Source organism: Bacillus pseudomycoides DSM 12442, from assembly GCF_000161455.1.
GTDB lineage: Bacteria > Bacillota > Bacilli > Bacillales > Bacillaceae_G > Bacillus_A > Bacillus_A pseudomycoides.
The window spans coordinates 2,148,315-2,168,564 of the sequence record NZ_CM000745.1 but is presented as its reverse complement, the minus strand read 5'-3'; the positions used below and the strand labels follow the sequence as shown (position 1 = coordinate 2,168,564).

Genomic DNA, 20,250 nt, shown 5'->3' with positions numbered 1-20,250 from the left:
GCTGTACCAATAGGGGGGTATATAATTTAATACCTTTGTACGTACAATCGGCAAAAGAAGCAATGATAACAGATGTAGATGGAAATAACTTTATTGATTTTGTGGGTGGAATTGGTGCAATGGAGCTAGTGACCGATCATGTAACGAAAGAACCCGCAAAAGAATTAACAGCGCAGTTAATTAAGGAGTTTTGGAAAAATGGGCTTATAAGCATTGGGGCGGGTATACATGATAATGTTCTTCGATTTTTACCACCACTTGTAATTTCGAATGAAGAAATTGATAAGGGGTTTGAGATAATAAATCAAGCTTTTGAAGCGCTTTGTCAAAATAGTAAAAGGAGTGGGGAATGATGCCAAGGTCGTATGACTTGAGGTCTCTTAATGTAGGTATGCCCAAAGAAGTGTCATATGGTGGGAAATTAATTCAAACGGGTATTAATAAATCACGGGTAAGTGAGCCTGTTTTTTTATCATCACTAAAATTTAACGGAGATGGGCAAGCTGATTTAGTCCATCATGGAGGAATAGATAAAGCAGTTTGTGTTTATTCCTATAACCATTATCCGTATTGGGAAAAGGAATTGAATCGAAAGCTTGTATACGGTGCTTTTGGAGAGAATATGACAGTACAAGACATGCTTGAGGAAGATGTTTGTATAGGTGATATATTTCAAATTGGCGAAGCGGTGGTACAAGTAAGTCAACCAAGGCAACCTTGTTTTAAATTAGCAAAAAAGTATGATATACCGCAATTACCACTCTACTTCCAAAACACAGGGTATACGGGATTTTATTTTCGTGTTCTAAAAGAGGGGTGGGTATCACCAACAGATTCTCTTACGCAACTTGAGTCTGATCGTAAAGGGATTTCAATCGCTTTTGCAAACCATATAATGCATAAAGAAAAACGTAACTTTGAGGGAGTACGAAGGATTTTAGGAGTAGAGGCCCTTTCAGCAAGTTGGAGAAAAACATTTGAAAAACGTTTGAAAGGAGAAGAAGGAAGTACGAAGGAGAGATTAGAAGGGATTAGTGAATAACGGGGTAGGAACTGTAATGTTAAAGTATAAATATTAAGTGACTCCTATGCATCTACCAGAGCTGATTCGTGCAAAATATATCCGTAGTGAAAAAATTTGGATAAATATTGATTGTTCAAATGAAGAAAGATAAACAAAGGATTAGCGAATCTCACTTAGGTATTTTTAGGAGGAGTTAAAAATGAAAATAGGGTTAATCGGTCTAGGGAAAATGGGATTAAATTTAGGTCAAAATTTAATTGATAAGAATCATGAAGTAGTGGCGTATGATGTAAATACAGATGCTATAAAAGAAATAAAAGAATATGGAGCTATAGGTACATCTAGTCTATCTGAACTTATTCAATCTCTCGAAAAACCAAGAATTCTATGGATTATGGTGCCACATGCTGTTGTTGATACTGTTATTAATGAAATTACACCGCTTTTAAGTCAAGGAGATATTGTGATTGAAGCGGGTAATTCCTATTATAAGGAATCCATTCGTCGTTATGATGAGTTTAAAAAAGCTGGTGTGCATTTTATGGATGCAGGAACGTCTGGTGGAACAGAAGGTGCTCGTAATGGTGCTTGTTATATGATTGGAGGAGATCCGGAAGCGTGGGAAACTGTTGAGACTGTATTTCGAGATACAGCTGTAGAAAATGGATATTTATATGCAGGAAAAGCAGGAAGTGGTCATTTTTTAAAGATGGTTCATAATGGGATTGAATATGGTATGATGGCTGCTATTGGTGAGGGATTTGAAGTGTTAGAGAAAAGCGAGTTTGATTATGACTATGAAAAAGTAGCAAGAGTATGGAATAATGGTTCAGTTATTCGTTCATGGCTCATGGATTTAACGGAACGCGCATTTTCAAAGGATGCAAAGTTAGATGACATTAGAGGAATCATGCATTCTTCAGGAGAAGGAAAATGGACAGTTGAAACGGCTCTTGATTTACAAACAGCGACACCTGTTATTGCCCTGTCCTTATTAATGAGGTATCGTTCATTAGAAAATGATACATTTACAGGTAAAGTTGTTGCAGCACTCCGTAACGAATTTGGCGGACATGCGGTAGAAAAAAGTGACAAAAAATGAGTCATTATCTTAATGTAATTGAAAAACGTTTTCTACATAAAAACAACCTCGTTCTTAAAAGAACGGGGTTGTTTATTATTTATATATCTTTAAAAAGAAGAACACGTGCTGGAGAGGCATCAGTTCCAACTAGTTTTAATGGTGCAGCTACCATAAAATACGGATCTGCCGGCACGTTTTTTAAACGTAATCCTTCAATGAGGATAATATTTGCATCGAATAATGCCTTATGAGTTGGGTGTCCTGGTTGGCTACGTTCCACCCCGAGAGCATCAATACCAACTCCTCTAATGTTTCGCTCCGCTAGATAATGGGCACCGTCTTCTTTTAAAAAAATAAATTCATAATTAAACTCGTCTTCAAAAGAATTACGAGTTTTAAATAAGATAAAGTCATTCTCTTGAATATCGAGGTGTTGTAAATCAGTTATTGTAATTCCATCTTCAACAGTTGTTAAATCAAAAACTTTAACAGGTCCCACTAATTTTTCTAATGGAATACTTTCAAAGGTTGCTCCTTCGTTAATCATATGTAATGGTGCATCAATATGTGTACCTGTATGGACGTCTAATGTAATACGTGACTCCGTGACATGCGCATTTGTTGTTCTTGAAAATTGTGGTTGTTTTTCAGGCTTATTTTTGTAAACAGTCATCCCTTCAAATATAGGTGCTGTAATATCATATATTTTCATTGTAACTTTCTCCTTTCAAATGAGAGGTTATCGTTGGCCACCAATGGAAGCGATCTCTTTCTAATAAAGCATCAGATTCTTTAGGGCCCATTGACCCAGACTCATAGTTAGGAAAATGTTTCGCCGGTTTATTACGCCAAACACTCGAGATTGTATCAACGAATTTCCAAGAAAGACATACTTCGTCCCAATGTGTAAAGTTAGTTGAATCACCACGCATACAATCGTATAGAAGAACCTGATATGCTTCAGGTGTATTCATTTTGTCCATACAGTTATTACAATAACTTAATTGGATGGGTGTCGAAGTAGTACCGCTATCGGTTTTTTGCGCATTTAAATGGAGGGTAATTCCTTCTTCCGGTTGAATATGAATGACCAATAAATTAGGATGAACTTTTTTTTCCTTATTAAAATATAGATTCATTGGTAAGTCTTTAAATTGTATGACAATTTCAGTTGATTTTTCTTGCATACGTTTCCCAGTTCGAATATAGAAAGGAACTCCTGACCACCTGAAATCTTCAATCATTAATTTACCAGAAACGAATGTTTCTGTGTTCGAATCTGAATCTACTGCGTTCTCTTCACGGTAGCTAATTACTTTTTCCTCGTCTATCATACCTGGTCCATACTGTCCTCGTACAAAATTATGTTCTACTGTTTCTTCTGAAAGTGGCTGTAAAGCACGTAGTACTTTGACTTTTTCACTTCGGATTTCATTTGCGGTTAGCTTTATTGGTGGTTCCATTGCAAGGAGTGCCACCATTTGTAACATATGATTTTGGACCATATCACGTAGTGCACCTGAATCTTCGTAATAGCGGCCTCGCTCTTCTACTCCTAAAGTTTCACTTGAAGTAATTTGGATGTTAGCTATATATTGATTATTCCAAAGGGGTTCAAAAATTGCATTCGCAAATCGAATGACTTTAATGTTTTGAACCATTTCTTTACCTAAATAGTGGTCAATACGATAAATTTCATCTTCTGTGAAGGCATGGCGAATTTGATCATTTAATGCTTGTGCTGATTCATAATCATGTCCAAATGGCTTTTCAATCACTAAACGAATCCAACCTTCTGTTGAAGTTAATCCTTCTGATTTTAAATTCGTGGCAATTGTGCCGAAAAAATCAGGGGCCATTGCTAAATAAAACATACGATTCCCTTCGGTAAAATACCTTCCATCTAGAGTGATTAATAAACTTTTTAGCTCCTGATAAGAAGATAAATTCGTTACATCAAAAGGATGATAATAAAAATGGGAAGCGAATGTATCATGAGTCATGTTTTCTTCTTGTAAATTGTGAATAGATTGTTTAACATTTTCACGAAATTCTTCAGTAGATAATGGTCTTCTTGCCACACCAACAACGGCAAAGTTTTCAGAGATTTTCCTTTGTCGAAAGAGCCTGAAAAGAGACGGGAATAATTTGCGCTTTGCTAAATCACCTGTCGCACCAAAAATAACGATAATACATTTAGGAGTAGTATAATTTTTCATGGTTAAATAGCCCTCACTTTAAATGAAATTAGTTCCCACTTAGTATGGTGATTATTGAACAATACATGTAAGAGTAAGATAAAATAATTTTTATCCCGCTATTCGCGGGCAGTAAGACCTCCCACCTCACAATTCAGCGAAAGTACAGGAATTGAGTCGGAGATAAACTGCCCGTAAAAGCCCGATTGGTGAGGGCTAATAATCAGTGGGGGATGAAGAAAACCCGCACTGATTAAAGTTTCACTTTATCTGACATATATCGGTTAGCTGTTAAATATAAAAATTATAAAAGTGCTGTAATACTAAAAAAATAATTCCTTAGAGTTTTACTGAAAAGAACTTGTCTGAATCATAAAGGGAAAAAACAGGTGGATTAGTATTCGGAGTTATCTTGAAAATCTTAACTTATTTTGGTATATTTTGTGATGATGCGTTGAGTTGTAAGAAGACTTACTTGATTTAAACACAATAGAAAACAATTACATTGATAAGAATGAACTTATGGAGGAACAATATGGGGAATCTTATTCTTTCTGAAAACTTTTTTGTGGAGGAATCGAAAAAGGAACCGTTATTTCAATTATTTGAAGAAGTGTTTCGTATTCCTGTTCAAACGTTACAAAATTTTGAGGCCAATGGATTTTGGGACACTACATACAAACCTTTTTCATATTTACAAGAAGGTCAAGTAATAGCAAATGTGTCTATGTTTTCGCTACCAATGTTTGTAAATGGAGAACGGATTTATGCAGCTGGTATTCAATCTGTCATGACACATCCAGAATATCGGAGAAAAGGCTTGATGAAGCAGCTGTTTTGTAAAGTATTACAAGAAATAGATACAAAGTATGAATGTGCAATATTATTTACAGAGAAACCGGAATTATACGAACCATTTGGTTTTCGAGTCGTACAAGAATATCTGATGACATTATCATATGATAATACTCTACCTCGCTCGTCTTCACTTCGAAAATTAAACTTTTATGATGAAAAAGATATGGAACTTATAAAGGGAATAATAGAAAACGCTCAACAGCTTTCAATGGAATTTTCAACATTAAACTATCAGTCTTCTTTTTATTTTAATATGTACGATGCGAAATGGAATGAAAAACTATATTATTCAAAGAAACTCGACGCGCTTATTGTATTTGAAGTAAAAAATCAAGTGCTGAAACTATTTGGTATTTTCGCACAAATCTTTCCGATTTTAGATGATATATGTGCTGAAATATCTGAGCCATTTACAGAGATTGAATTTTACTTTTACCCTGATGAGTTAGGGCTTGAAGAGGTAGCGCACAAAGAGTTTCAATCTAAAAAACATTTGATGGTTCGCGGTGGTGAAAAGATCGATTTTAAAGGATATAAATTTCCAGTTTTGACTGAATTTTAAATAGAATCTTAATCTAGAAGTAACTATTAACAGATACTTTTTGATTGGATTACAGGAAATGATAGATAAGTGAATTATGGAATGTTTAAGAAATTATACTTGTAGTCCATCAAAAGATAATGGATTTGAAACAGAATTTTTGGATTTTACAATTGAGCATACATAATTAAAATTAGCCGCATTCTATTATGAAAGAATGCGGCTTTTTGTTATTGTCTTGAAATAGAGTTAAATAAGCGTCCATAAAGTTTTGTGATAAAAGTCTTATTTTCCATCAAATTAAGGCACTTTGATTGACGAATGTATAATTAATACTTATCATTTAATAATGTTAAATATTAATCTGTGGAACATAATTGTAGTAGTGATGAAAATGCCCAGATGAATAGAATGGAGGGGGATTTGAGTTATAAAATGATAATTTCATAAGAAAAGGAGACAATGTATGAAATCATTTCGCAAATTGTTACAGTATTTAAAACCATACATGTTCTTCGCCGTTATTGGACCACTGTTTATGGTACTTGAGGTTGCGATGGATTTAATTCAACCGACAATTATGCAACATATTATTGATGTTGGAATTGCTAATCAAGATTTTCATTATGTAATTAAAATGGGAATTTTTATGATAGGAGCAGCAGCACTTGGATTAATTGGTGGGCTTGGATGTATGATGTATTCTACGAAAGCGGCTGTTAACTTCGCAACGGATATAAGAAAAGATGTTTTTACAAAAATCGAGACGTTTTCTAGTGAAAATCGAGAATCATTTGGGACTGGAAAATTACTAACGATTGTTACAAATGATATTACATCCATTCAAGCAGCCATGACGATGACATTACGCGTTCTTGTTCGTGGCCCATTATTATTTATAGGCAGTATCATTATTGTTTTTGTTACAGCAAAAGATCTATTTTCTATTCTACTTGTTGTTGTCCCTATTCTTTTAGTTGCAATTGTCTTTATCGCTGGGAATGCAAGTGGATCCTTTAGAAGGGTACAAGAAGCGCTAGATAAAGTGAATACAAAACTACAAGAAAATCTATCTGGTGTTCGCGTTGTAAAGGCTTATGTAAGACAGAATCATGAAATTTCTCAGTTTGAAAAAGTAAATAAAAACTTAACGGGCATTAATATTCGTGCAGTACAAATCATTTCATTAATGATGCCGATCATCATGCTCGTTGTAAATGGTGGTATTGTAGCTACCTTATGGATAGGTGGCGTAAAAATTTTTAATGGTACACTACAAGTTGGAGCGATTTTGGCATTTATTAACTATTTGAATATGATATTAATGTCACTTATGTCCATCAGTATGGTATTTATTCAAATTGCGCGTGCTTTCCCATCCGCTGATCGTGTGCAACAAGTACTAGAAACTAATGTTGATATTGAAAATGAAAAAAATGTGTATCAGCCGGAGGAAGTAAAGGGAAATGTTGAATTTAAGCATGTAAGTTACAGTTACAGTAAAAATAATGAATATGTTTTAAAAGATATTTCATTTACCGCAAGAAAAGGTGAAAAAATAGGGATTATTGGTCCTACAGGAAGTGGGAAATCTACTTTAGTTAAATTACTTCCACGTTTATATGATGTTGATCAAGGTGCGATTTTTGTTGATGGTGTCAATGTCAAAGAGTACGATTTACAGGTGCTTCGCTCTTCAATCGGATTTGTTCCACAAAAGGCATTGCTGTTTTCAGGGAGTATTGAAGAAAATATGCGATATGGTAAAGAAGAAGCAACGCAAGGTGAAATAGAATCTGCATCAGGGGCAGCTTGTGCGACGGAGTTTATTAATAAGCTTGAAAATACATATCAGTATAACTTAACGCAAGGCGCAACGAACCTTTCTGGTGGTCAAAAACAGCGTCTTTCTATCGCAAGGGCACTTGTTCGAAAGCCATCTATCCTTGTGTTAGATGATTCTACATCTGCAGTTGATGCAAAAGCAGAAGGAATTATACAAACAGCATTGAAAGAAGAACACACAGAAACGACAACATTTTTAATTGCCTCAAAAATATCATCTGTTATAGATGCTGATCAAATTCTAGTTTTAGATCATGGTGAGTTAGTTGGAAGTGGGACGCACGAATATTTAATAGAAACATGTGAAGTGTATCAAGATATATATCTTTCCCAAGGTGGTAGTTTGCATCAAGAAAGGGGGAAAGAGCATGCGTAATTTTCAAGGACAGTTCGGAAATAAAGGTGGACGTAGCAATTCCAAATCAGGAAAACCAAAAGATACAAAAGGAACTGTAATGAGGATTTGGAACTATATGGGTTATCAAAAAGCAGCTCTTATGTTCGTTACTGTTCTTGTATTTGTCACAACATTACTTGGTTTACTAGGTCCATATTATATGGGAGTTATTATTGATGAATATATCATACCAAGAGATTTAAATGGGACAGCAAGAATGTGTATGCTGCTCATTGGGATTTATGGCGTTACGGTATTATTAACGTGGCTGCAAACATACTTAATGGTTAATGTTGCATTAAAAACGATACAAAAAATAAGGCAAGATATTTTTGAAAAAATCCAAACGCTTTCTCTTCGTTTCTTTGATGTTCGTTCACAAGGAGATTTAATGAGTCGCGTTACAAATGATATCGATAGTTTAAACCAAGCGTTAACACAAAGTGTCGTGCAAATCATTTCGTCTGCTTTAACATTTGTTGGTGTGACGATTGCAATGTTTTCACTAGATTGGATTTTAGCAATTGTGACACTCATTACAGTACCCATCATGTTTTTTGTAACAAAAAAATTGGTTGCATATAGTGGTAAAAACTTTGCGAAGCGCCAAAAAGATTTAGGAGAATTGAACGGTTTTATTGAAGAAGCGATTACAGGTGCAGATGTTATTACGTTGTACGGAAAAGAAAAAGAAACAGTAAATAAATTTCATGCGATTAATGAACAACTTAGAATTTCTGCTACAAAAGCTGATACATTTTCAGCGTTTATCTTCCCAAGTATGAACTTTATTAACAACTTAGGGATGGGACTTGTTATCTTAGCAGGTGCTATTATGGTTTTAAATGGTATGACAACAGTTGGTGTCATCGCAGCTTTTATTAACTATTCTCGTCAATTCTCAAGACCACTTAGTCAGTTTGCAATGCTTATGAATACAATTCAAGCTGCAGTTGCTGGGGGAGAGCGAGTTTTTGAAATTATGGATGAAGTTCCAGAAATTCAAAACAAAAAAGATGCAATTGTTGTTCAGAATCTAAAAGGAAATGTTTCTTTCGAACATGTATCATTTGGATATACGAAAGAAAAAGAAATTTTAAAAGATGTAAACTTACATGCGCATCCAGGAGAAACGATTGCACTTGTTGGCCCCACTGGATCAGGAAAAACAACAGTCATTAATTTATTAACACGCTTTTATGATATTCATAAGGGCCAAATTAAGATTGATGGAAAAGATATAAAAGATTACGATATTAGCTCCTTACGAAGTAAAATAGGAGTCGTCTTGCAAGATACATATCTTTTTGCTGGTACAATTATGGATAATATCCGTTATGGACGGCTAGATGCAAGTAATGAAGAAGTTATTGCTGCAGCAAAAGCAGCCTCTGCACATTTCTTTATTAAACATTTACCAAATCAATATGAAACAGAGATTGCTTCAGAAGGATCGAATTTAAGTCAGGGGCAAAAGCAACTGCTTGCAATTGCGAGAGCAATTTTAGCAGATGCAGATATTTTAATTCTTGATGAAGCAACATCAAACATTGATACAAGAACAGAACTCCAAATTCAATCTGGATTAAACAATTTGATGAAGGGACGCACAAGCTTTGTAATTGCCCATCGATTAAAAACAATTGAAAAAGCGGATCAAATTTTGGTTATTCAAGATGGAGAAATTATTGAGAGGGGCAATCATGAATCTTTAATTGAAAGTCAAGGGTTCTATTATGGACTGTATACGAGTCAGTTTAAAATTTAAATTTAAATTTAAATGTTGATGTAATGCGGTTTCTTGTATTTGAGAAACCGCATTTTTTTGTGATTGCAAACATCAGAAGTACAAAAAAACAAAAGAAGGCGAAGAACCAAAATACGGATTCAAGCCAGTTGGTTTTTATTCATCTGTTGAAAAGGCGTGTATTGCTTTTTTGGATAAAGAATTGAAAGATAGTTAGATCACAAGTTGAATTTATAAGCAATAGTAAGTTATCTCCTGAGAGTAAGAGGGTCATTAAGGCATTTATTAAATCTTTAGTTTATGCAAAAGGCGTTGGATATGATAAACCAATGTATGAAGCTATGCTGGAGATAGAAAATGATTATACCTTATTTTCTTTGTTATATAGAAATTACACAATGGACTAGTAAACAACTTAATGAGACAAGCATATTATGAAGTGTGGGACGAGTTATCATAATTGAGATGATACTTGGAGCTCCATACTCCTTTCGCAAAAGAGTACCTAATGGCGGGTACTCTATTTTATTGAACAAAATGGACATTTGAATTGAAAGGATGATGGCAGTGGAAATAATTAATAAATTCGTTGATTACTTGAAGAAATTGGCTGAAAATAAAAAGGGAGTTATTGAAGAAGAGGATGTAAAAGATGTTTGCTGAGGATATAGAAGTTTATTTAAACAATAGCGGACATATCTACTCTTACAGTGGGAAAGTGAAAAAATGGCAGAGTAAGTGTTGGTAATTGTCTATGGATTTTCTGAACTCTTTACTGATAATAGTTATTAAATAAAAGGAATGTAGTTGCAATTCAATTTAAGTGCTAACAAAACAAACGAACTCAACGAACCAAGGTAGAGGGGGGGAAATCATGAACTCTAATATTACGTTTACTATGCAAATGAATGGTGAAAGTAAAGATGCTTCAAACAACATCTCTATATCCCGATACTAACTATACCAATGGTGAATGCTTGTTGTAATCCGTGTGAAATAATCTGGATAATCAAATAATAATATCATTTAATAGAGTCACCTTGTTTTGAACAAGAGTTTTCTATATAAATGTTCTTTCAAAATGAATAATCATTTACTTATTTTATAAGAGAAAGAGCATCTGTTATAGATGCTCTTTTTTGATGTGTATATATTACACAGTAAATATAATTCTGAATAAAGTGAAAAATTCTATTTGTTTTTACCGCAATTACATCCTTTTTTCTTTACATATCCTTGGCGATATAGGTTTTGTGATGATTGGTAATTGGAAGATTGTGAAGATGAAGTGCGGATATCTTTATTGTTAGAAGAATCTTTGTTAGAATCGTACTCTTTATTCATGATACCATCACCTCCAGTTTGATATATAAATAGTATATGTGAAAACTCTAGTAATCGTTACGGTAGTTTAAGGTAATGAAACAAGATGAAAATATGATTCGTACATACAAGATTTTTACAGTTCTAAAAAGATGTTTACAGAGTAAGTAAACATCTTTTTAGAACTCATTTTTCAGCTTATTAACTCAAGTAAAATTCAATGTAATTTCTATAGGGTCTTAAGTGAAAGATACTTAAACTCTAATTTACTGGATAAAGAATAGCTTTGGAATTTTCATATATTTATAAAATTTAATGATAACTCCTTCTATTAATACCCCCAATATGCATGAAATGGAAACTGTTGTTGGTAGTATGAAGGTGGCTGCTCGGGATAGGTTGGGTTTTGAGGTAGTGTATTGTACATAGTATTTCGATTTTGAGTGCAGTTTGCCGGAGGTCCAATTACAGTAGTTGATTGAATAGGAGATATTGCTTTCTTCCACTCTTGTTCATCAAGACAATAGGTATGAGCCATTACATTTGAGGGTGTCAGCCTTAAAATATCTGAACCAAATATAACTTCTGGTGTAGGAGCGTTAAAAATTGCTAATAAATGTGTATTGTCTACAGAGGCAATTTCATAATGCCACCAACCTTGGGGTACGTTGGCAACTTGCCCTGGTTTAATAGGGAGATTAAGAATTTGATTCGTAAACGGGTTAAGTAATGAAACAATAGCTGCTCCAGAAATACAGTAAACAAGTTCAGCTGCATTTTGATGTACATGAGGTTCAACGACGTTACCAGTGCTTAAAAAAATATCTAATAACGATGTATTGTCTAATGTATTTAATTGTTTAATTCCCAGTACATTTATATAATTTTGCTCATCTTTTTTAAAAAAATTACTCGTACTTAGATCATGAGTGAAACGGACAGAGGGAGAGGTGTAATCTATATAAGAAGTCATTTATTCTTCCTGCCTTTCTGTTTTGAAATAGGATTAAGTATACGAATTAGGATATGAGTCTAGTTATTTTAGTGTGCAGTATTGATTGTACCTATTCGTATACAATGAATGTATGTTTGAATCAAATATAAAATAGAATTAGAGCGAATAAATGATGGTTTTTTTGAAAAAGCATGAGTTTCATTTACCTTGCAAATATCAAACTATTTTCGTAAATACATTGATACCTTTGAGTGATGTAACGTTTAAAGAAAAAAGGTATCGTATTCTTACATTCAGAATGATAAAGGAGTGAATGGCCATGTCATATAGTGAAATGATTAGAAAAGAAGTGCTGAGCTGGGAAGGGGTTTCTGAAAAACCACATCGATTTGGTGGTATTGAATTAAATTATAAAAAGAAAGAGTTAGGTCATCTTCATGGAGATACATTAGCTGATCTTCCATTTCCAAAATTAAAACGGGATGAATTGGTTAACCAAGGGTTAGCGCAGCCCCATCATGTATTACCTGAATCAGGATGGATTAGTTATCATATAAAAAGCGAAGAGGATCTTCCGGTTGTCATTGAACTTTTTCGGATGCAATATGATAGATTTACAAAAAAATTAGAGAAAAGATGAAGTTGGTATTTCATTTAAACACAAAATAACTAGGTATTTATACCTAGTTATTTTGTAAATTACAGAGGAATTTTGATTAATTCTTTGGAAAATAAATATGACCCGTACATACCTAATATTCTGGATAAAATATTATTAATATAAAATAAGGTAGTAAATTAATAATGTTTTTAAAAGTTATAAAAGGATAAAAATATTAGATTTATACAATTCATGTTTGAATTATATGTATGAATTCAGTTAATATATGAAAAAATAGAATATTAACTGAGGAGTGTGAGTTGTTTATGAAAGAAGATATTAAGATTAGAGATGCCGAAATTAGTGATTTATCTAGTATAGTGGATATATACAATTCAACTATTTCAAGTAGAATGGTAACCGCTGATACAGAACCTGTTACTGTTAAGAGTAGAGAACAATGGTTTAATGAACATTCACCTTCTTTTAGACCTTTATGGATAATAGAATCTCAAGGAGAGATATGCGGATGGGTTAGTTTCCAATCCTTTTACGGTCGACCTGCTTATAATGGAACAGCTGAAATAAGTATATACATTCATCAAATGTATAGAGGTAGGGAGATAGGTAAACATATACTACATAGAGTGTTAGATACTTGTCCGAAGCTCAAGATTAAAACATTACTAGCGTTTATATTTGCTCATAATAAAGCTAGTCTGCAATTATTTTCTTGTTTTGATTTTGAAAAATGGGCGCATCTGCCTAACGTTGCAGAATTAGATGGGGTTGAAAGGGATTTAATCATTCTTGGTAAAAGGGTTTTATGATATTTTAATAAAATATCATAAAAGTAGTATAACAAGTTTAGTAAAATAAGAAATGATATTTGTATGTGAAAGTAGATAGTATGAAATTGGAGTTTAAAATAAACAAGCTAATTAATCTAGCTTGTTTATTTTAATATTATGCATTATTACATGCAAACGATTGCGTCTTTTCGTTTATAATGAAAGCGAATACATGAAATCTGTAAATTAAAGAGGAGAGAAGCAATGAAAAATCAGTTTCAATATTGTTGTATTGTCATTTTGTCTGTAGTGATGTTATTTGTATCATTATTAATTCCGCAAGCGAGTTCGGCAGCTGTAAATGGAAAAGGAATGAATCCAGATTACAAAGCATATTTAATGGCGCCATTAAAAAAGATACCGGAAGTAACAAATTGGGAGACATTTGAAAATGATTTACGATGGGCAAAACAAAATGGTTTTTATGCTATTACAGTTGATTTTTGGTGGGGGGATATGGAAAAGAACGGAGATCAGCAATTTGATTTTTCATACGCACAGCGCTTTGCTCAATCGGTAAAAAATGCAGGTATGAAAATGATTCCTATTATTTCCACACATCAGTGCGGTGGAAATGTTGGGGATGATTGCAATGTACCAATTCCTTCATGGGTTTGGAATCAAAAATCCGATGATAGCCTTTATTTTAAGTCTGAAACAGGAACTGTCAATAAAGAAACATTAAATCCACTTGCTTCAGATGTAATTCGAAAGGAATATGGTGAACTATATACAGCATTCGCAGCAGCTATGAAACCATATAAAGATGTAATCGCAAAAATATATTTATCTGGAGGACCAGCTGGTGAACTAAGATATCCTTCATATACAACTTCCGATGGGACAGGATATCCCTCACGTGGAAAGTTTCAAGCGTATACAGAGTTTGCAAAATCTAAATTTCGTTTATGGGTATTAAATAAATATGGTTCTCTAAATGAAGTGAATAAAGCATGGGGCACGAAACTGATTTCAGAGTTAGCCATTTTACCACCAAGCGATGGGGAACAATTCTTAATGAATGGATATCTTTCTATGTATGGAAAAGACTATTTAGAATGGTATCAGGGCATCTTGGAAAATCATACAAAATTAATTGGTGAATTAGCACATAATGCATTTGACACAACTTTCCAAGTACCAATTGGTGCAAAAATTGCAGGCGTACATTGGCAATATAATAACCCAACAATACCTCATGGAGCTGAAAAGCCTGCAGGGTATAATGATTATAGCCATTTACTTGATGCTTTCAAAAGTGCAAAGCTAGATGTAACATTTACTTGTTTAGAAATGACAGATAAAGGTAGTTATCCGGAATATTCAATGCCAAAAACATTGGTACAAAATATTGCAACATTAGCCAATGAAAAGGGAATTGTATTAAACGGTGAAAATGCTTTAAGTATCGGAAATGAAGAAGAGTATAAAAGAGTTGCAGAAATGGCTTTCAATTATAATTTTGCTGGATTTACGTTACTTCGTTATCAAGATGTAATGTATAACAATTCATTAATGGGGAAATTTAAAGATTTATTAGGTGTAACCCCTGTTATGCAAACGATTGTAGTAAAAAATGTTCCTACAACAATAGGAGATACTGTTTATATTACTGGGAATCGTGCGGAATTAGGAAGTTGGGACACAAAACAGTATCCAATTCAATTATATTATGATTCTCATAGTAATGATTGGAGAGGAAATGTTGTGTTGCCAGCTGAAAGAAATATAGAATTTAAAGCATTTATTAAAAGTAAAGATGGAACGGTTAAATCATGGCAAACAATACAACAAAGTTGGAATCCAGTGCCACTAAAGACTACCTCTCATACAAGTAGTTGGTAATTATATTATGTAAACAAAAAGATCCTTTAGTATGTGATAAAGGATCTTTTTGTTTTTGAAGGAAAAATAAATCTTAAAAGATGTCACATTCCTCTTTCTTCATCCGTCTTGTGTGTAGAACAATAAGGAGGGAATATATATGGAGAACTTTAATGTGGCAATTATAGGCGGGGGACTTGCTGGATTAACAGCTTCGATTTATTTAGCTAGGGAAGGTGAAAAAGTTGTTGTATTAGAGAAATCAAGTCGCTTTGGTGGAAGAGCAATAACAACGAATAAAAACGGAGTCCTTATGAATCTTGGGGCGCACGCTTTATATCACGGGGGAGAAGCACTATCAACTTTTGAGGAACTTGGAATTAACATTCCAGGAGACATACCTTCAACTAGCGCGCATGGTATATGGAAAAATGATGTGTATACAATACCGACAGATTTTCGATCAATCTTATCTACACCATTACTTTCATGGGCGGCTAAAATACAATTTTCTCATCTGATGTTAAAGCTAGGGAAATTAGATTTAAATACAATTCCTAAAATGAGTCTGAGTGTATGGACAGAAAAAGAAATTAAAGATCCCATGGTAAGAAATATGTTTTATGCATTATGCCGAACATCAACTTACACATATGCTCCGACAATACAGTTAGCATCTTCTGTACTAAAACAAATACAACGATCAATGAAAGAAGGAGTCTTTTATGTAGATGGCGGATGGGAGACAATCATAACAAAGTTAAGAGAAGATGCTACAAATGCTGGAGTTCATTTTATAGCGAGCAAAAATGTAGTTGAAATTGAGCACTGTGGTCATATTCAAAGAATTCGTTGTTCTGGTAACGAATTCTTTGAAGTCCCTACGGTTGTTATTACTATACCACCAAAAGAGGCTTGTAAAATTGTAAAAGGTGCAAGAGACACTATGCTGCGTATATGGGGAGAACAATCAGTGCCAGTTACAGTAGCTTCCTTAGATCTTGGCCTAAGAAAATTACCCAATCCATCATATCAATTTGCCTTAGGATTAGATCAACCTTTGTTTTTTACGAATCAATCGAGAGCCGCTAAGCTGAGTGACGATGGAACGGTAGTAGTGGGATTGATAAAATATCATAATCATGCAGTACAGACTAGTAATTTTAATGATGATAAATTTTTGTTAGAACATACAATGGATTTATTACATCCGAAATGGCAACAGGAGTTAGTTGAAAAGCAATATTTACCTAAAATAACAGTTGTCTATGATTTTCCTCATATTGGCCGTACTGAAAATCCAGGGCCTAGGGTTCCTGAAATGCCAGGGATATATGTTGCAGGAGATTGGGCTGGGCATGATGAATTATTAGCTGACGCTGCGGTTGCTAGCGGTAAACGAGCAGCACTACAAATTTTAGAACAAAGTAAAGTCACAAATTGAAAGAGGGTCATGTTAGTGTGGAAATGGAACAATTGTATCAAGCATATAAACCTTTATTGTTTTCTTTAGCCTATCGTATGCTCGGGAGTGTTATGGATGCTGAAGATATTGTTCATGATACATTTCTTGCATTAAGTCAAATAGAAGAGCTAGAGTCTGTTGATAATGTAAAAGCGTATTTGTGTAAGATGGTTATGAATCGTGCAATCGATAAATTACGTTCAACAGCTCATAAACGAAATGTTTATGTTGGCATGTGGTTGCCTGAACCACTTGTTGAAGAAAATGATGATCCCTCAATGACATATATAATGAAGGAGTCTATTTCTACAGCGTATCTTTTGCTTTTACAACAGTTATCTGAAGTTGAACGGGCGGTGTTTATATTACGAGAAGTTTTTGGATACGATTATGATGAAATCGCATCAATTGTCGAAAAGAGTAGTGTGAATTGTCGACAAATCTTTCATCGGGCCAGAAAAAGTATAAGAGATAAACCGAAAGCCTCAAAATTAAGTACAAAGCAAATGGCTGCATATGTAGAACAATTCGTTGCATCTTTGCAGCGAGGAGACGTACAGGAAATGTTAGGCATCTTAAAAACAGATGCAATATTTAAATCCGATGGTGGTGGAAAGGTTACAACGGCTCTTAAACCAGTTTACACACCTGAAAGGATTGTTCGCTTATTTTTAGGGATTACCAAAAAGTTACCAGAAGGACATTCCATTGCATTTAGAATGGTAAATGGTACACCAGGTATTATTGTAAATATAAATAATCGCGCTACGTATGTGCTTTCGTTTGAGTTTCAAGAAGAGAAAATCGCATCTATTTATATGATGATGAATCCAGAAAAGCTTATTCATTTAAATCAGAATGTATAGAATGAAAAAGACGCATCTCAAGAGAGATGCGTCTTCGATTTAAGATCATGTAATTTACTTCTCTAACATTTCAAGAGGAACATCCTTTTCGCCTAATACCTCGCACTTAATTTCTCCGTCCTCTTCGTAAATACGTTTAATAATCGGTATAGTTATCATTTGCTTTTTGTACTGCTTACGTTTTCTAGCAGCTTCTAAATTAATCACGTTCATGTTCAAAGCATCCTTTCTTACATACAGTTATAAACAAAAGAAAATGCGTCCGAAAAGGGCGCTTCTTTAATGTGAAATACCGATTAAAAATGATTTTATGATTGCATTTTGATTGTAAAATAATGTGAATGGAATAATTACACGTAGAAATTAACTTTACCAAAAAATGAAACAATATGCTACAAAAAATTTCAATTCTTTGTTTTATAACAGGAAAAAGATTTTCGTTTCGCATATAATGAAAAGTAGACAAACATAATCAACTTTCTCATCAATTTTTAATCATTAAATTTGTTAGAAAGGCGATGAATAGTATGAATTCATTAGAATTATTGTTGTTAGAACTTGAAAAGTACGGGGAAGAGCATGATAGCAAAAAAGAAAAGCGAGAAGAAAAGTTAAGAAATGTTTCTCGTGAGATGGGACAATTTTTATCTATTTTAATAAAAGGGTGTAGTGCACAAAAAATTTTAGAAATTGGTACTTCAAATGGATATTCAACATTATGGCTGGCAAATGCGGCTGAAGAAACAAAAGGAAATGTTACAACTGTTGAGCTTTCTTCAGAAAGGGTTGCAGAGGCACTTATGAATTTTGAAAAGGCAAATCTTAGATATCGGATTGATATTCATAATCAAGAAGCAGGAGCGTTTCTAGATGTACAAGTAAATCGTTCATTTGATTTTATTTTTCTAGATTCAGAGCGTACGCAATATATGTGGTGGTGGGAAAATATAAAACGCATATTAGAACCACAAGGATTTCTTGTCATTGACAATGCGACTTCGCATGCAGAAGAGTTAGCAGAATTTATTCAGATGATTGAAGAAGACGATACGTTTGAAACTGTATTACTAGCCTTTCAAAAAGGAGCGTTTGTAGCACGAAAAAAATAAAAAATATAGCCATAACAAACAAGGAGATTTAATAAAAAATGCGAATACATTCTTATTTCTATGAGCAGGCACAAAAATATCCTGATCGCGTTGTGCTTTCGGAACAACATAATAGTTGGACTTATAAAGAGTTGGCGCAATGTGTTTCAAATCGCGCATCAGCTCTTATGCAAGACGGAGCGATACCAGGGCATATTTTTATTATCAAGTTAGAAAATTGTATGGAATGGATTCAAGATGCACTTGCGGTTTCAAAAATTGGTGGAATTATAATGCCGGTTCATCCAGACGTTACCGAAATTGAATGGCAAACAATTATAAGTAGTACGGAGCCTAATTGGATTATCACATCCAAAGAGACTTTATGTCAAACAATGGAGCCTAATACCATCCCATTTCCTCTTAGACATGTGAGTAGTAAGGATGAGTTATACTTCTTTGGTTATACTTCAGGTTCAACGGGTACACCGAAAGGGTTTGTTAAAAGTCATCAATCATGGACTAGTAGTTTTGAAGGGTGGAGTAAGGCATTTTCACTAATTGAAAGCGATCGTGTAGTAGTTCCGCTACATTTATCTTATTCAGCCCAGCTATATCCGGCACTTCAGGCATTAGCTATAGGATCTGAGATTGTTTTATTATCTAAGTTCACACCAGAAGCCTTTTTAAAAGCGAAAGGATCGTGTGCTTCTATCACACCAGCTTTAATTGAACCTTTAATTCGCCATGCAAAGCAAAAACGAAGTGTGCAGGAAATGATTCCGAGGTGTATGATTTCAGTTGGGACAAAATTATCGCCTATACAAAGACAAAAATTTGAAGAATGTTTTCCTAAATCATTTTTGTATGAATATTACGGATCATCAGAAATGGGCTATGCCTCACTGTTAACACCGGAAGATGCAAGAACTGCACCTGAAACAGTCGGGATACCATTCCCAGATGTAGAGATTGCCTTTTTTAATGAGAAAAAAGAACGAATAGTAACTAATAAAGAAAACTTTGGGAAATTATTTGTTCGATCTGGTCAGGCTTTTGAAGGATATATTGAAAATGAAAAGCAAACAAAAGCAACTTTCATAGAAGATTGGGTAACATCACATGATATTGGTTTCCAAAGAGAAGATGGAAAAATTGTTTTAGTAGGTAGAGACCGAGATGTTATAAAAGCTGCTGGGAGTTTTGTGTATGCTGGTGAAATAGAGGATGTATTACTTGGAATCACCGGGGTTATAGAAGCAGTAGTGTTTTCGGAAAAAGATGAGAATCGCGGGGAAATTATACGGGCTGTTATCGTTAAGGAAGTTTCTCGAGAATTAGTAGATATTCAGAAAGAGTGCCGTCAAAAACTAATAGCATATAAGCAGCCAAGAAATTGGACTGTACTATCACGTTTACCGAAGAAGCCGAACGGAAAGGTAGACAAAATGAAATTGAGGGCCGAATTGCTAAGTAATAAACTGTATAACATGTGAAGAATCCGTCTTCCGCACGTAGCCTTCTAGGTCTTAAGTCTGAGGAAAATAATGTACGAAACAGGTATACTTAGGATAAGAAACAGG

Annotated in this window: 17 protein-coding genes and 1 pseudogene; 13 read left to right on the top strand and 5 right to left on the bottom strand. The window is 34.1% G+C overall.

Annotated features, from left to right (window positions below; all coding sequences use genetic code 11):
- Positions 1-62 precede the first annotated feature (62 nt).
- The 3 genes and pseudogenes from BPMYX0001_RS10760 to gnd all read left to right on the top strand — a co-directional run.
- A pseudogene (locus tag BPMYX0001_RS10760) lies at positions 63-353 on the top strand (aminotransferase class III-fold pyridoxal phosphate-dependent enzyme); the annotation flags it as partial.
- A complete protein-coding gene (locus tag BPMYX0001_RS10755; RefSeq protein WP_018767020.1) occupies positions 353-1,042 on the top strand; it encodes an MOSC domain-containing protein in 690 nt (229 codons plus the stop codon). The pseudogene BPMYX0001_RS10760 and the gene BPMYX0001_RS10755, both read left to right, overlap by 1 nt.
- Positions 1,043-1,223: 181 nt before the next feature.
- On the top strand, positions 1,224-2,126 hold the full coding sequence (gene gnd / locus BPMYX0001_RS10750; RefSeq protein ID WP_006094880.1) for a phosphogluconate dehydrogenase (NAD(+)-dependent, decarboxylating): 903 nt from the start codon (positions 1,224-1,226) through the stop codon (positions 2,124-2,126).
- A 79-nt stretch (positions 2,127-2,205) separates the two neighbouring features.
- Here gnd and BPMYX0001_RS10745 read toward each other — a convergent pair whose 3' ends face one another.
- Positions 2,206-2,820 carry a cyclase family protein gene (locus BPMYX0001_RS10745; protein ID WP_033798875.1) on the bottom strand — a complete coding sequence of 205 codons (615 nt, stop codon included), beginning with the start codon at positions 2,818-2,820 and terminating at the stop codon, positions 2,206-2,208.
- Positions 2,807-4,327 (bottom strand): glucose-6-phosphate dehydrogenase, encoded by a 1,521-nt coding sequence (zwf, locus tag BPMYX0001_RS10740; RefSeq protein WP_006094878.1) that lies wholly within the window; start codon positions 4,325-4,327, stop codon positions 2,807-2,809. Before zwf ends, BPMYX0001_RS10745 begins: the two co-directional genes overlap by 14 nt.
- Before the next feature lie 514 nt (positions 4,328-4,841).
- Here zwf and BPMYX0001_RS10735 point away from each other — a divergent pair.
- The 3 genes from BPMYX0001_RS10735 (at position 4,842) to BPMYX0001_RS10725 (ending at position 9,715) form a co-directional block, all read left to right on the top strand.
- Positions 4,842-5,726: a GNAT family N-acetyltransferase gene (locus BPMYX0001_RS10735; protein WP_003203986.1), complete on the top strand. Its 885-nt coding sequence runs from the start codon at positions 4,842-4,844 to the stop codon at positions 5,724-5,726.
- Between the two features lie 445 nt (positions 5,727-6,171).
- Positions 6,172-7,926 (top strand): ABC transporter ATP-binding protein, encoded by a 1,755-nt coding sequence (locus BPMYX0001_RS10730; RefSeq protein WP_006094877.1) that lies wholly within the window; start codon positions 6,172-6,174, stop codon positions 7,924-7,926.
- A complete protein-coding gene (locus tag BPMYX0001_RS10725) occupies positions 7,919-9,715 on the top strand; it encodes an ABC transporter ATP-binding protein (protein ID WP_033798874.1) in 1,797 nt (598 codons plus the stop codon). The genes BPMYX0001_RS10730 and BPMYX0001_RS10725 overlap by 8 nt, the downstream gene beginning before the upstream one ends.
- A gap of 1,170 nt (positions 9,716-10,885) precedes the next feature.
- Here the strand turns inward: BPMYX0001_RS10725 and BPMYX0001_RS33080 are convergent.
- Positions 10,886-11,038 (bottom strand): hypothetical protein, encoded by a 153-nt coding sequence (locus BPMYX0001_RS33080; RefSeq protein ID WP_016114857.1) that lies wholly within the window; start codon positions 11,036-11,038, stop codon positions 10,886-10,888.
- 310 nt (positions 11,039-11,348) lie between these two features.
- Positions 11,349-11,990, bottom strand: a complete 642-nt coding sequence (locus tag BPMYX0001_RS10720) for a cupin domain-containing protein (protein ID WP_006094875.1) — start codon at positions 11,988-11,990, stop codon at positions 11,349-11,351.
- A 301-nt stretch (positions 11,991-12,291) separates the two neighbouring features.
- Between BPMYX0001_RS10720 and BPMYX0001_RS10715 the strand changes: the two genes are divergently transcribed.
- The 5 genes from BPMYX0001_RS10715 (at position 12,292) to BPMYX0001_RS10695 (ending at position 17,579) form a co-directional block, all read left to right on the top strand.
- Positions 12,292-12,612, top strand: coding sequence for a luciferase domain-containing protein (locus tag BPMYX0001_RS10715; protein WP_018767029.1), 321 nt, complete (start codon positions 12,292-12,294; stop codon positions 12,610-12,612).
- Between the two features lie 287 nt (positions 12,613-12,899).
- Complete coding sequence (locus BPMYX0001_RS10710) at positions 12,900-13,403, top strand: GNAT family N-acetyltransferase (protein WP_006094874.1); 504 nt, start codon at positions 12,900-12,902, stop codon at positions 13,401-13,403.
- A gap of 225 nt (positions 13,404-13,628) precedes the next feature.
- Complete coding sequence (gene spoII, locus BPMYX0001_RS10705) at positions 13,629-15,269, top strand: beta-amylase (protein ID WP_018780455.1); 1,641 nt, start codon at positions 13,629-13,631, stop codon at positions 15,267-15,269.
- Between the two features lie 139 nt (positions 15,270-15,408).
- Positions 15,409-16,692 carry a protoporphyrinogen/coproporphyrinogen oxidase gene (locus BPMYX0001_RS10700; RefSeq protein ID WP_033798873.1) on the top strand — a complete coding sequence of 428 codons (1,284 nt, stop codon included), beginning with the start codon at positions 15,409-15,411 and terminating at the stop codon, positions 16,690-16,692.
- Between the two features lie 17 nt (positions 16,693-16,709).
- Positions 16,710-17,579 (top strand): sigma-70 family RNA polymerase sigma factor, encoded by an 870-nt coding sequence (locus tag BPMYX0001_RS10695; RefSeq protein WP_006094872.1) that lies wholly within the window; start codon positions 16,710-16,712, stop codon positions 17,577-17,579.
- Between the two features lie 54 nt (positions 17,580-17,633).
- Here BPMYX0001_RS10695 and BPMYX0001_RS33075 read toward each other — a convergent pair whose 3' ends face one another.
- Positions 17,634-17,792, bottom strand: a complete 159-nt coding sequence (locus BPMYX0001_RS33075) for a hypothetical protein (RefSeq protein WP_018767033.1) — start codon at positions 17,790-17,792, stop codon at positions 17,634-17,636.
- Between the two features lie 305 nt (positions 17,793-18,097).
- Between BPMYX0001_RS33075 and BPMYX0001_RS10685 the strand changes: the two genes are divergently transcribed.
- Together BPMYX0001_RS10685 and BPMYX0001_RS10680 are read left to right on the top strand one after the other, a co-directional pair.
- Positions 18,098-18,688: an O-methyltransferase gene (locus BPMYX0001_RS10685; RefSeq protein WP_029426826.1), complete on the top strand. Its 591-nt coding sequence runs from the start codon at positions 18,098-18,100 to the stop codon at positions 18,686-18,688.
- A 38-nt stretch (positions 18,689-18,726) separates the two neighbouring features.
- Positions 18,727-20,163, top strand: a complete 1,437-nt coding sequence (locus tag BPMYX0001_RS10680; RefSeq protein WP_006094870.1) for a class I adenylate-forming enzyme family protein — start codon at positions 18,727-18,729, stop codon at positions 20,161-20,163.
- Positions 20,164-20,250: the final 87 nt, after the last annotated feature.